8 protein-coding genes and 4 pseudogenes are annotated in these 12,851 nt (G+C 59.9%); 7 read left to right on the top strand and 5 right to left on the bottom strand.

Annotated features, from left to right (window positions below; translation table 11 throughout):
- The first annotated feature begins 314 nt into the window (after nt 1-314).
- Nucleotides 315-815 (top strand): universal stress protein, encoded by a 501-nt coding sequence (locus KHO33_RS37280; RefSeq protein ID WP_200567985.1) that lies wholly within the window; start codon nt 315-317, stop codon nt 813-815.
- A gap of 73 nt (nt 816-888) precedes the next feature.
- Here KHO33_RS37280 and KHO33_RS37275 read toward each other — a convergent pair.
- Nucleotides 889-2,217 (bottom strand): annotated as a pseudogene (locus tag KHO33_RS37275) (class I SAM-dependent methyltransferase).
- Between the two features lie 395 nt (nt 2,218-2,612).
- Between KHO33_RS37275 and KHO33_RS37270 the strand changes: the two are divergent.
- On the top strand, nt 2,613-2,861 hold the full coding sequence (locus KHO33_RS37270; protein ID WP_200568013.1) for a hypothetical protein: 249 nt from the start codon (nt 2,613-2,615) through the stop codon (nt 2,859-2,861).
- 340 nt (nt 2,862-3,201) lie between these two features.
- Here KHO33_RS37270 and KHO33_RS42855 read toward each other — a convergent pair.
- Nucleotides 3,202-3,654: pseudogene (locus KHO33_RS42855) on the bottom strand (DUF1840 family protein); the annotation flags it as partial.
- 108 nt (nt 3,655-3,762) lie between these two features.
- Here KHO33_RS42855 and KHO33_RS37260 point away from each other — a divergent pair.
- Nucleotides 3,763-4,044: pseudogene (locus tag KHO33_RS37260) on the top strand (ISKra4 family transposase); the annotation flags it as partial.
- A gap of 576 nt (nt 4,045-4,620) precedes the next feature.
- On the opposite strand, the gene KHO33_RS37255 reads toward KHO33_RS37260, so the two are convergent.
- The 3 genes and pseudogenes from KHO33_RS37255 to KHO33_RS37245 form a co-directional block, all read right to left on the bottom strand.
- Complete coding sequence (locus KHO33_RS37255; RefSeq protein ID WP_200567987.1) at nt 4,621-6,426, bottom strand: PHA/PHB synthase family protein; 1,806 nt, start codon at nt 6,424-6,426, stop codon at nt 4,621-4,623.
- A gap of 119 nt (nt 6,427-6,545) precedes the next feature.
- Nucleotides 6,546-6,815: pseudogene (locus KHO33_RS37250) on the bottom strand (DUF3734 domain-containing protein); the annotation flags it as partial.
- 126 nt (nt 6,816-6,941) lie between these two features.
- On the bottom strand, nt 6,942-7,526 hold the full coding sequence (locus tag KHO33_RS37245) for a recombinase family protein (protein ID WP_200567988.1): 585 nt from the start codon (nt 7,524-7,526) through the stop codon (nt 6,942-6,944).
- 1,790 nt (nt 7,527-9,316) lie between these two features.
- Between KHO33_RS37245 and KHO33_RS37240 the strand changes: the two genes are divergently transcribed.
- The 4 genes from KHO33_RS37240 (at nt 9,317) to KHO33_RS37225 (ending at nt 12,459) form a co-directional block, all read left to right on the top strand.
- On the top strand, nt 9,317-9,502 hold the full coding sequence (locus KHO33_RS37240) for a hypothetical protein (protein WP_200567989.1): 186 nt from the start codon (nt 9,317-9,319) through the stop codon (nt 9,500-9,502).
- 145 nt (nt 9,503-9,647) lie between these two features.
- Nucleotides 9,648-10,661: an ABC transporter substrate-binding protein gene (locus KHO33_RS37235; protein ID WP_200567990.1), complete on the top strand. Its 1,014-nt coding sequence runs from the start codon at nt 9,648-9,650 to the stop codon at nt 10,659-10,661.
- 99 nt (nt 10,662-10,760) lie between these two features.
- Nucleotides 10,761-11,558, top strand: coding sequence for an ABC transporter ATP-binding protein (locus KHO33_RS37230; protein ID WP_200567991.1), 798 nt, complete (start codon nt 10,761-10,763; stop codon nt 11,556-11,558).
- 40 nt (nt 11,559-11,598) lie between these two features.
- Nucleotides 11,599-12,459 carry an ABC transporter permease gene (locus tag KHO33_RS37225; protein WP_200567992.1) on the top strand — a complete coding sequence of 287 codons (861 nt, stop codon included), beginning with the start codon at nt 11,599-11,601 and terminating at the stop codon, nt 12,457-12,459.
- Nucleotides 12,460-12,851: the final 392 nt, after the last annotated feature.

Raw genomic sequence — 12,851 nt, 5'->3', positions numbered from 1 at the left:
CGATTCAATCACGCTCGTTTGACCGCATACTGACCTCCGTCCTCTCCGGTGTGCGCTGATCACATGAGGCACTGAGCATTGACCTGTCCGATGCTGGATACTGACAATTTCGGATGTCGAAAAACCTGCAACCAGTGGAGCTGCCGTCTGCGCATGAGTGCGGTGATGTGGCAGTTATATCACAAAGTGATATACAATAAATCTGTGATGTGTTGGCTCGGCAGCTATGCAACGGTTGTCCCCGAGCGTGACGTATCGGTCCTGTGCGAATCAGATTGACGCGTTGCCGCGGAAGCAGCGTCGGGGGAACTCACATGCCGGCCTTTAACTGTATTCTTCTCTGCTACGACGGAACACGCGACGGACAGCACGCGCTGAAGGACGGCGCTTCTCTGGCCCAGGAACTCAAGGCTGACGTGCACGTGCTCGCCGTCCTTAATAATTCTGTCTGGGTGCAAGGGGCCGATATTACCTCCGCCGTTCCGACCGATGTCGTCACTGAGTCGGCCAGAAGTTTGCTCGAAGAAGGATTGAAGAAGCTCGCTGCGCGCGGAATCCGGGCGACCGGGCATTTCGCCCTGGGTGATCCGCTGGATCAGATTCCGTTCTTTGCGAACGACCTGAAGGTTGATCTGATCGTCGTTGGCCACCGTCGTACCAGCCGGATGGCGCGCTGGTGGAGCGGCAGGAACGATGGCCTGTTGCTGGACCGTGTCAGTTGTAGCGTGCTCGTGACCATGGGTCCGGAAACCGGTGCAGACGCAGCGGTGGTCGAGTCGTCCGGCGTTGACGAGACGGCGCGCTCGGCAGCGTAAGCGCGGCTGTTCAGATATGGCAGCGGTACGGCTTCAAGACGTCCTGGCTCAGGGCTCCGGTGCGACCGGAAAACTACCTCCAGGTGTCGGTGCATGCGGGATCGCGTTCCTTGTACGTCGCATCCGCGTCCGGACTCGTCGCATACATGTACGCGCGATTGAACGGATAGCCACGTTGCTCGACGCCCAGACGACGAGTGGATTGGTCGCGCCGCCCGGTCATATCAGCGGGGCGGGACACCAGAATCTGAAACAGCGACGTCCATCCTCGTTCGAATCCCATCGCAGACCCTGCCAGATAGAGTCGGTACGCGCGGATGATCCTTTCCGCATCGCTGCCCAGTATCCGGCGCGCTTCGTCGAGACGAGCCTCAAGAGCATCGGCCCAATGCCATAACGTGCGCGCGTAATGTGGGCGAAGACACTCGGCGTCCACCGGTTCCAGGTTGCCTCGAGTCATGGCAGCCATCATGACGCTCACGTGCACCAGTTGCCCGCCGGGGAAAATATGTCTGTCGATGAAGTCACCCATACCGCCGTCGTGTTGCGGATTGTCAGCGCGGCCGGCAGTAATACTGTGATTCATCATGAGGCCGCCTGGCCGAAGCAGACGGTGCATCTTCGCGAAGTACAAGGACAGGTTTGGACGGCCCACGTGTTCGCACATGCCCACTGAAGCGATTTTGTCGAAGGGCCTGGACTCGTCGACGTCGCGATAGTCCTGCAACAGCATCCGGACGCGGCCCTGCAACCCCTTCTGGTCGATAAGCCGGTTGACATAGGCGTGCTGGTTCTTCGACAGGGTGATGCCCGTCGCGGCAACGCCGTAGTGCTCGGCGGCCCAAAACAGCAGCGCGCCCCAACCGGCGCCCACGTCGAGAAAGCGTTCGCCAGGACGCAGCATCAGTTTCCTGCAGATGTGATCGAGCTTGGCTCGCTGGGCCTCTGCCAGCGACATGTCAGTCGACGAAAACTACGCACACGAGTACACACGCAACGGGTCGAGCCAGAGGGCGTAAAAATCATCGGAGACGTCGTAGTGGCGCTGGATCTGCGCGGCGTCCTTGGCTCGACTATGGTGGGTGCGTTCCCAGATGGCGCGACGGGCGCGATTGACACGACTCTGCAGCCATCCGTGCGCGTCCTCGGTCGGGTCATGACGTAGCAGCGCAGGTGCAGTTGCCATCAGGTCATGCATATCACCTTCGATCTCCAGCCGGCCCTCCACATAATCCTCCGCCAGTCGCCCGATCGCACCCTGCGTCAGGTGAAGGAGCGCACGAATGTCGCGGATGACGAACGACAGCCGGGGCTGCGCCGAGCCGATGCGCTCGCCATCCGGAAGGCACACGGAGCAGGGTAGCGGCAGGCTGGCGATCTGTTGTTCCGCCGGTTGCCGCAAAAGGCTGGATAGCGATCATGATCGCTGTCTCCTACAGGCAATGCCACAGCACTCGGGCTTGGGCGATGAGCACGTCATGGTCACACTATTTTTGCAAACTTCTCCTCGTTCCTTTCGCATCCATCACGCGTTTGAGCGCACATGCCGCTCACGATAATGCAGCGACCATGTCGCCGCAGCGCCATTCGTGACGCACGCCAATCAGCGTCGTTCGCGCTGCACCGACTTTGGTCATCTATATCATAAAGTGACATATAGTGATCCCATCAGCTTCGAATGCAAGGTTACGGGACGGTGCATATCTTCGGAAGCAATGTGTGAGACGCTGCCGCTCAATGCTGTCCTCCGTAGATCAAGCGCAGTAGTTGCGACCACCTTCGCCTCAGGAGATCAATATGGACGCGAATTTTTATTGGTTACTCTTCTTGGTCGAGCTGCTGGTTCTTTTTCTTGTTGGGCTGGGGCTGGCTTTACTTATTCCGGAAAAAGATGTTCCAGATCGATCGACCGTTGTTCGTCGTGCCGAGTCTGTTGCCGTTGTCGTGGTCAGTGCGCCGTCCTGCGCGCACCGTGGGCAAACCGGGCGGCGAGAGCACTTCCCCGGTGCCGCGCGAGGGCAGAGGAGCAGAATGAAAAGAATCTGACGAACATGACACTGATCAATCTAACGGTATGGCTCAGGGGCGCTGATAGGTCAGTCGGATGCCGCGTTCGACGCCACGGGCAACCCATGCGACTTCGGCGTCGTAGTTGTCCGAGACGGCATTCTCCGTCCGGTTCATCATGCTGACAACTGGGTGCCACGGCAAAATTGTGCGGACAGCCATGAAGAGACACAGCAAACTCCGGATGGTCACACCTGCGATATCCAGACAGACCGAACTCGAGCAACCAATAGTGACTGCCAGTCCAGCCCTGGAACCTCCAGATGATCTCGGCCTGCTGCAGATCAGCCTGCCGCATCATGTCGAGAAGCGGCCAGGCGCGCTGCGCGATTCCACTTCCACGCTCACAAAGATGGGCCCGGGCAGTGTAGTTCAGCGCATTCTCCGCGATTTCCGCCTTCTCTTCGTCGGAATAGCCCATCTCAAGTCGGCTGATCGCGCGAGGCAATTCGTCATGTTGAATGACACCCCGAATGTCCAGCCGTTTCCCGACAATGCCCAGCAGATACTGGGCGAGCTCCTGAGCACTAACACATCCGGGGTAGCGGGCGATTGAAACGTGACCAGCATGGTGGCTCGTATTCGTTATTCGGATTTCCAGGTCGTCCGAAAGCCGAACGCGGACTGCAGACGCGTGGCAGTCGTAGCGCCAGCAAGGCCTTGCGCGTGACGGAATATCCCGCCCCGGAGCTGGACACGACCGCCCCAAGGGCTCGCGCGATCCGGATGAATCAATCTCGTATTCAAAAGCGGACTGTTCCGGAACGAACACTCCGTCACGTCAAGGCTTATTTACATAATATATCATAATGTGATGCATGCAATGCAAGCGGTTGCTTCATCAGGTTTGCCATTGGTAAGCCACTGTGAGCCGCTTACGGAATTGCGCACCTATATCGCGGCCAACCAGACGTTCATTCCGGACTACGGCGACCGCTACCGGCACGATGAGAAGATTTCCACGGCGTTTGCCGAGTCGACCGTGAACTACGTGGTCAGCAAGCGCTTTGTGAAAAACCAGCAGATGCGCTGGACCCAGCGCGGCGCGCATCTGCTGCTGCAAACCCGCGTGCAGATCCTGAACGACGATCTGCGGAAAACCTTCGCTCGCTGGTTTCCGGAAATGAGAGCGGAAGAACCAGCAGCGCTAAAGGAGGCCGCATCGAGGCCTCATCCCCAGGAATGGCGCGCTCACCTGGCGGAACTTATGGCCGAAGAATGTAGAGTAGACCGGCGCAGAGGGCAAAGGAGCCGATAGAGAAGGCCCGTCTTGTTGCCTTCCCATGGTAAGGGTTACGATCGCCTCGAGGCTCCAGGAACACGTTTATGCGTTCGCGTTCGAGGAACCAAAGAAGCACCACCATGAAACACTCAATGTGATAGCGCTCCATTACTGTGTCGACAGCAGCCATCAGCAGCGCACCCGCCGCGAGGATCATCAACTCTGCGCCAACGGCGGGCCATGCACCCCGTACCAGCGCTCTCGTGCTCGCTGCCACCCGCATCGATGTGCTTCTCATGCTTCTCATGCTTCCTTCCCCGTCCTACTCTCCCCGGCGCCAACTGGAGTAGGACTTACAGACTCCAAGCGCAGCACTAACGGCGTTTATCTGACTGCGGGTGAGCCAGCCGGGGAGTTCTTCCTCCCCGTCATGCATCCGCCGGAGCCATTGGTCAATCGCTTGACGGAGTAGTCCTGGATGTTACTCCGGCATGGTTGTGCCTGGGCGGGATACGCTCAGGGTTCGAGCACGTAGTGGCCGGGTGCACCGCCGATTATCGTACCGCCCCCGAGGGCGGGCGGCACGGTTTTCTCGCGCGAATGCGCGGCGAGCCATTGCTGCCAGCATGGCCACCATGAACCTTCGCACGCCAGCGTCTGCGCGAACCAATCGTCCGGACTGACATAGGGAGCATCCTTGCGTCGCGTGCTGAAGCGATAGTGGCGTTCGGCATGGCCCGGTTCGGAAACGATGCCCGCATTGTGCCCGCCCGAGGTCAGGAGAAAACTGATCCCGGCGCCGGTCAGGCGGTGCAGCTGGTACACCGAGCGCCAGGGCGAGACGTGGTCGCGTTCGGTGCCCACCAGAAAGACCGGTAGCTTGAGATCGGCGAGCGTCACCGGTCGTCCCCCGACACAGTACTTGCCTTCGGCCAGGTCGTTGCGCAGGTACAGGTGATGCAGGTTCTCGCTGTGCATGCGATAGGGCAGGCGTGCGGTGTCGGCGTTCCAGGCCATCAGGTCAGTGGGCTTCGCATGCTGGCCCAGCAAATATTCGTGGATTGACCGGGACCACATCAGATCGCGCGAGTGCAGCAGCTGGAAGGCGCCGGCCATCTGGGCGCCATCCAGATAACCTTGCTCCCACATCAGCGCGTCGAGCCAGGCGAGTTCGCTCGGGTCGATGAACAGGCCCAGTTCGCCCGGCTCACTGAAATCGGTCTGCGCGGCGAACAGCGTAACCGTTCTGAGCGGGGCTGATCCGGGTCCGCAGTCCCGTTCCAGTGCGGCCGCACCGATTGCCAGCAGCGTCCCGCCGAGGCAGTAGCCGACCGCATGAAGCGGGGCCGTGCCGGTAATCCGGCGTACCTGCGTGCATGCCTCGAACAGGCCCAGCTGGAGGTAGTCGTTGAGGCCCAGGTCGCGCGCTTCCTCGCGCGGATTCTTCCAGGAGATCATGAAGACCGTGTGTCCGCGTTCCACGAGATAGCGCACCAGCGAATTGTGGGGGGAAAGATCGAGGATGTAATACTTCAGGATCCACGAGGGCACGATCAGCACCGGCTCGTGCCAGACCGTCGCGGTTTGCGGGGCGTACTGGATCAGCTCGATCAGGTCATTGCGATAGACCACCTTGCCGGGCGTAACGGCGACGTCCTGACCGATGCAGTAAGGGGCGCATCGACGACGCGAGCTACCCGAGCTGGCCCCAGCCAGGATCTCCTGCAGATCGTCCAGCCAATGGCGGCCACCTTCGACGAAGTTTTGCCCACCCGTTCCGGCGGTCGCCCGCAGCACTTCGGGATTGAGCGACCAGCAGTTGGATGGTGAGAGCATGTCGGTCCATTGACGGGCGGCGAAACTGACCACGTGTTCATGGTGCGGCGAGACGCCCGACAGGCCCGTGGTGGCCTCCTGCCAGAACGACTCGGTCTGCAGGAACGCGTCGCGCAGCACGCTGAACGGCCAACGCTGCCAGTCGGGATCGGCGAAGCGTGGATCGCCATCTCCGCCCGGGCGTGGGAACGATCCGCTCAATCCAGACTGCCAGTGCTGCACGATCCGCTGGGCGAGCGCCACCTGCCTGCCGGGCGAGCCGGCCAGATGCCACGCCCAATCGAACCATGCCAGCCACAGTGCCGCAGGCGAAACACCGGCCGTGGCGCGTGCGGACGCGGCGTGCACCAGCCGGTCGATTTGCCCGGCTGACGCGTGGCGCGGCGTATCGAGGTGCTCATGCCTGCGGTCCGGTCCGGCTGCGTGTGCGGCTGGACTCGCGCCCGGCCACGGGTCGTCGGCAGGTTGGGTAACGGTCTCAGTCATCGTCATTCGCAGGCGGCCACCGCGGTGGCCTGTTTATTAATTGCTTATTAATTGGACAGCGAAACCGTCTCGGAGTGCGACGATTGCCCACCGGGATTCGCCTCACCTTGAATGCAACGTCAGCGATCGATTGTGCTCTGGCGCGTGGCCGTGCCATTGCCCTTGAACTCGTGTACCACGATGCCGGTGTTCGGTGGCAGCGGCCTGAGCCATGCCTGGTGGCTGAGCGCCGCGCGCATATCCTCGTACCCGGCAAGCCAGCGCCGTTCGATGGCGGCCAGGGAGAAGTCAATGTCCCTGGTCGGCAATTGCGGGTCGTCGGATGGCGCGATCAGGTGCACGATGTTGACGGTGACACCGGTGCCTTGCGCAATCAGCCGCTGGATTTCCGCATCCGCTTTAGGGGTCGACTCAGAATTCGGAAAAAATCGTACGCTAAGCTGCTTGCAGGGGGCGTAGCTGTGATCTTCGGCGAGAAATGGCGGGAAAACTCCAGCGCTATTTGACGCATAACGTCAGACCGGCTCTGCCTTTCGCCTTACTCGCATGATGGATTGCCGCGTTGTGGCGTAATCGCGCGCGATCTGAGAGACGGATTCGCCCGCTGCCAAACGCTGCATGACTTCGGCCTGCTGCATAGCCGTCAACGCCGGAGGGCGTCCCATCACCGTTCCTTCTGCACGGGCGCGCGCGATCCCGGCGTGAGTACGTTCGATCAGCAAGTCACGCTCGAACTCTGCAACCGCGATGAGAACGCCCATGGTCATCTTCCCGGCGGCACTTGTTAGGTCCACGCCTCCAAGAGCGAGACAATGGACGCGAACGTCATCATTTGCGAGGCGCTCTACCGTCGAGCGTACGTCCATCGCATTACGGCCGAGGCGATCAAGCTTCGTGACAATGAGGACATCGCCTGGTTCAATCCGATCCAGCAGACGAGCGAATTGTGGACGCTCGCTGGCCGTGACGCTGCCGCTGATGTTTTCGGTGACGATGCGTCGCTTATCTACCGCAAAGCCAGCCGCCGCTATTTCGCGTACTTGGTTTTCGGTGTTTTGATCTGCGGTGCTGACGCGGGCATAAATGAAATTTCGCGACATCCGGCTCTCTAATGTGTACGAAACCGAGGTACGATTATTGAATGCCGTACGATACTACGAAACACTTACTTTCGTACATATGTGACAGGGGATGTACCGAACCGATCGTTTTCGTACAGGGATGCGTTCGACGCGGCGCTGCTGCAGATGAGTTTTGAGCAGAGGCGAGGGATCGTGCACATGACCTGTTTAACAGGGGGCAGTTCAACAGGGGGGCGATTTCGCCCTCGTGATCGGTGCTACATAGCGCTGATATCGAGTGCCAAATAGCAATCAAGTCACACCCGTCAGACAAACGTCGTCGACGCCTGAACGTGCTTTATTTCCCTCATTCTGAAGCCCCCCAGAAGCGGGGCTTGACCGCGAGTTGCTGCGCCGGTGCAGGCGGGGGCGTTGAGATGTGTGAGCTGGTTTGCGCAGATGTTTCTTTGCGGTTGACGGCCGTGGTGCATTGCAGCGAAGCGTTCCAGTGAGCGCCGGCCTTTGATCTGATCCGTGGATCCTGCTGGTGGCGTCGGCGCTCATGCGACAGATCGTCTATGGATGCGAAGCCCATCTGGACGTCATCACCCGTCACGTAGCCCATACTGCAAATTGTTCATCGTAGGGCGCCGAGTGTCTGGTGGGAAGACATTCCAGTTGCCGTTATCGTGACGAAAAAAGAAGATTACGTGCGCCGCCTGCGATCGTGAGAGTTCGACATGCACGTAGCGCCTCGATCGTGCATGACCATGTCGGACGACCAAAATGGGATACGCTGCCGTACGTCCCACCCATTTGTCGATGGCCGCACGCAACGACATTCTGACGTCGGTCATCGACACCTCCTGCGTCGATTAATGATTCGCGCTATGTACATGTCTTCCTTCACGCCCCGCTGCAAAACAGGAGCGCAGCGCCGATGATCCCCGCCAGGAAGACCCAAAAAAGAGTGCTCCCAACCCTGGCCGGACCGAAGAGCTTGCTACAAAGGAGTCCGGCACTTCCAACGCCACCGAGAAAGACCAGAAAGTCGCCGCATGCAGGAGCTGCCAAGCCAGCAGGAGTGGGCGCGCATTGCCCAAACACGCATGCCTTCAACATCAGACCGCCAAGACAGACACACACGAGGGCCGCAAGTGGCCACCGCTCCATTTCGGTATCTTTCATCGCTGCTTCCACAGATGATGCGAATTGCAGGCCTGCGCCACGCAGTGATTCCGACGCTACGCAACACATCGCCGGGACGTAGCATCCGTCCACCCACTGTTCCTCCGCTGCTGCCGCATGGTTGATAAACCTCTGGCAACGCATATGGGGTGACGCCGCATTTTAAATGCGCGGCGCTTTCTGGATGATTGAAGCCGATTATAGAAACCGGACACCTTCTACAAGCTTTCTGTGCCGCCGCCAAATCATGGGTGTTAACCCGCTACCCTGCTGCAACCGCAACGACGGGTGCCGGTTGTTACGTCGACGGGTTAGTAGCGCAACAGGAAAGCGCGGGCGCCTCTGAAGCGAAAATCTCACGGATCAGGCGATGCATCGACGCAAAAGTGTTGACACAAAAACCCGGGGCACAGGGGCGTGAAGACGTTGTCATCCCCAACATCGTCAACCTGCGGAATTCATTTGTCAGATCCGTTTCCGTTAAAAGTGCATGGTCACGTCCGCAGCGGCGGCAGTTCCCATCCTTCCGAACAGAGCCAGGCGACTCAACGTCAGTCGACCCCCGTGTGACGGCTCATTGATGTTGCATGACCGGGGAGCACGGAGCACGTCCGCTTCACGCCAGGAGACGGTAAGTCGTCGTGTCGCTGTTTGCCATCCATTTTGATCCGCGCTTTGAGCCTCTGACCTACCCGGAACGTGACAACGCGCCGCGCGGCAATGAGCGTTGTTTAGCCAGTTTTCGGACGGCGGCGGAGACGCTATCGTTTGTTGCGCCCTTGAAAGTTATCGAAGCAAGTTATCGAAGCGGGAAGGGACGTTTTTGAATAGCAACGCGTCTGGTCCTCATGGAAATCCCGTATGAAAAACCCATCCCCGTGTAAGTCGGCAGAAGGATTCGTTCCCCTAGAATCGCCCCATCGATGCAGACGGGCGGCATTCCGCCGCGCCGGACAATAATGGAGACTATCGATGACCCCTAGCTTTCGCACGTTGCGCCAGATCGCCATTGCTTCCAGCCTGCTGTTCGGCCTTGCGTCGCAGCACGCAACAGCCGCTGACAGCGGGAAGATCACGATCATGGTCGGCGGCATCACGAAGCTGATCTACCTGCCCGCGCGCCTGACCGAACAGCTCGGCTATTTCAAGGACGAAGGGCTTGACGTCGAACTGTTGTCGCAGCCGGCCGGGGTCGATGCGGAAAACGAATTGCTGGCCGGCGCCGTCCAGGCTGTCGTCGGCTTCTATGACCATACGATCGATCTGCAAACCAAAGGCAAGGACGTCAAGGCGATTGTCGTGTTCGGACAGGTGCCGGGTGAAGTGGAAATGGTTTCGACCAAGGCCGCTGACACAGTCAAATCGATGGCCGACGTGAAGGGCAAGACGCTCGGTGTCACCGGCCTCGGATCATCAACCAGTTTTCTCACGCAATACCTCGCCGGCCAGCACGGCATCCAGTCGACGGAATACACAATGCTGCCGGTCGGCGCTGATGCCAGCTTCATCGCGGCGATCAAGCAGAGCCGTATCGACGCGGGCATGACGACGGAGCCCACCGTGTCCGCATTGCTGAAGTCCGGTGACGCCAAGGTGCTGGTCGACATGCGCTCGGTCGAAGGCACGAAGGCAGCGTTGGGCGGCACCTACCCGGCGTCGAGCCTCTATGTGCAGGCGGCATGGGCCGATTCGCACAAGGCTGAAGCAGCTAAGCTCGCGCACGCGTTCGTTCGCACGATGCAGTTCATCCACACGCATAGCGCGGAAGAAATTGCCGCAAAGATGCCCGACGACTATCAGAAGGACAAACCGCTTTACGTGAGTGCGCTGAAGGCATCGCTGCCGATGTTCACGACGGATGGCAAGATGCCGGCCGATGGACCGACGACCGTGCTCAAGGTGTTGTCGGCGTTCAATCCGTCGGTCAAGGGCAAACATATCGAGCTGGCGAAAACCTATACCAACGAGTTCGTTGGCGCGAAATAAGTCAGCGCCTGCCGGTTGCATCTTTGTCCCTGATGCAGCCGGTTTCGTTACGCTTCCGGTGCCGCGTTCGCGGTACCGGCCATCTCCACGGATGTACAGATGAACCAAGTTGTTTCTCAGAACGCACCGGTGATCGAGTTCCGCTCGGTGTCGTGCCGTTTCATTTCTCCAGACGGCAAGGCGACGATCGCGTTGCGCGACTTCAGCATGGCGGTCGCGAAGGGCGAGTTCGTCGCCATCGTCGGACCGACCGGTTGCGGCAAGTCGACCACGCTCAGCATGATTACCGGGCTCCTGAAGCCGACGACCGGTGAAGTGCGCGTGATGGGCGCGCCGGTAGACGGCATCGATCCACGCATCGGCTTCGTGTTCCAGGCCGATGCGGTCTTCCCGTGGCGATCCGTGCTCGATAACGTCGCGGCGGGGCCACTGTATCGTGGCCGCTCGAAATCAGCCGCGCACGACGAGGCCAATGAATGGCTGCGTCGCGTCGGGCTCGAGAAGTTCGGTAAGCACTATCCACATCAGTTGTCGGGCGGGATGCGCAAGCGCGTCGCGCTCGCACAGACCTTCATCAACAAACCGGAAATCCTGCTGATGGACGAGCCGTTCTCGGCGCTCGACATGCAGACCCGCACGTTGATGCAGGACGAACTACTGCAGCTGTGGTCGGCGAATTCGGGGTCGGTAGTGTTCGTCACGCACGATCTGGAAGAAGCGATCGCGCTGGCTGATCGTGTGTTCGTGTTGAGCGCGCGACCCGCGACGTTGAAGAAGGTCTATGAGATCGATCTGCCGCGCCCGCGGATCACGTCGGAAGTTCGCTACGAGCCGCGCTTCATCGAAATTTCGCGCGATATCTGGCGTGACCTGCGCGAAGAAGTGCAGATCGCATGACATCGATTGTCTGATACAACCTGACACCGGAACAACACTGATGGCAACTCCTGAATACGCACTGCAGGCGGGCTTCGATAGCGCGTCGCTGGCAACTGTTGAAAAAATCGCGCAGCGCAGATTGCGCCAGCGGCATGCTCTGATCATCGCGCTGAGGGTACTGGTGCTGGTCGTCGTGCTGGGTGGATGGGAAATGGGCGGACGGTATAAATGGATCGATCCGTTCTTTTTCTCGATGCCCTCGGCGATCTTTGCGCAGATCGTGGACTGGTTCGTGAACGGCACCTCGCAGGGCCCGCTGTTGCAGCAGGTCTGGGTCACGCTCGAAGAAACCGGTATCGGCTTTCTCATCGGTGCGGTCGGTGGCATCGTCTGTGGCGTCGTGCTGGGTCGCAACAAGCTGCTCTCCGACGTGTTCAGCATTTACATCCAGATCGCCAATTCGATCCCGCGCGTGGTGCTGGGGTCGGTGTTCGTGATCGCGCTTGGTTTGGGCATGGCCTCGAAAGTCGCGCTGGCCGTCGTGATGGTGTTCTTCGTCGTGTTCGGCAATGCATTCCAGGGTGTGCGTGAGGCCGACCGCTACATGATTGCAAATGCGCAGATCCTCGGTGCCTCGAAGCGTCAGCTGACCACGTCAGTCGTGATTCCATCAGCGCTGTCGTGGATTCTGGCGAGCCTGCACGTGAGCTTCGGTTTCGCTCTGGTCGGGGCCGTAGTCGGCGAGTTCCTCGGTTCGAAGCAGGGCATCGGCCTGCTGATCTCGACGGCGCAAGGCGCATTCAATGCGAGCGGCGTGTTCGCAGCGATGATCGTGCTCGCGGTGGTCGCGCTCACGGCCGACTATCTGCTTACCGCACTGGAGAAGCGTCTGCTGAAGTGGCGGCCTGCGGCATTCTGAGCATCAGGAGGAAGGGAGGAGCGTCGCTGGATTCAGGGAGCAGAACGGCACGATGCCGCGGAAGGCCGGTCTGGTGAAGTACATCGCCCTGCTGTCGTTGGTGTGAACTTCGGGTGACGATGCCGACGCAGAAGAGGACCTACTGTCCCTGAGGAGTTCGCTGCCGTGCTGAAAACATGCGGGGCGCCTTCGGGTGGCCAGATCATGAGGTGCGTTGTGAACAGTGGTCCGGGTATTCCAGCAGAGGCGCGCGAAGGTTCGATCGCACTCGTCGCGGCACGACAGATGTCCGGCACGCCGGACCCGGGCCAGCAAATGCCACGGGTTTGCCCGCTCTCATTCGGGCACGGTGGGCCAGTACAGAAAGTTGAGCATATTGGTCCCCGCCACGA

The organism is Paraburkholderia nemoris (assembly GCF_905221015.1).
Lineage (GTDB): Bacteria > Pseudomonadota > Gammaproteobacteria > Burkholderiales > Burkholderiaceae > Paraburkholderia > Paraburkholderia nemoris.
This window is presented reverse-complemented; position numbering and strand designations above follow the sequence as displayed.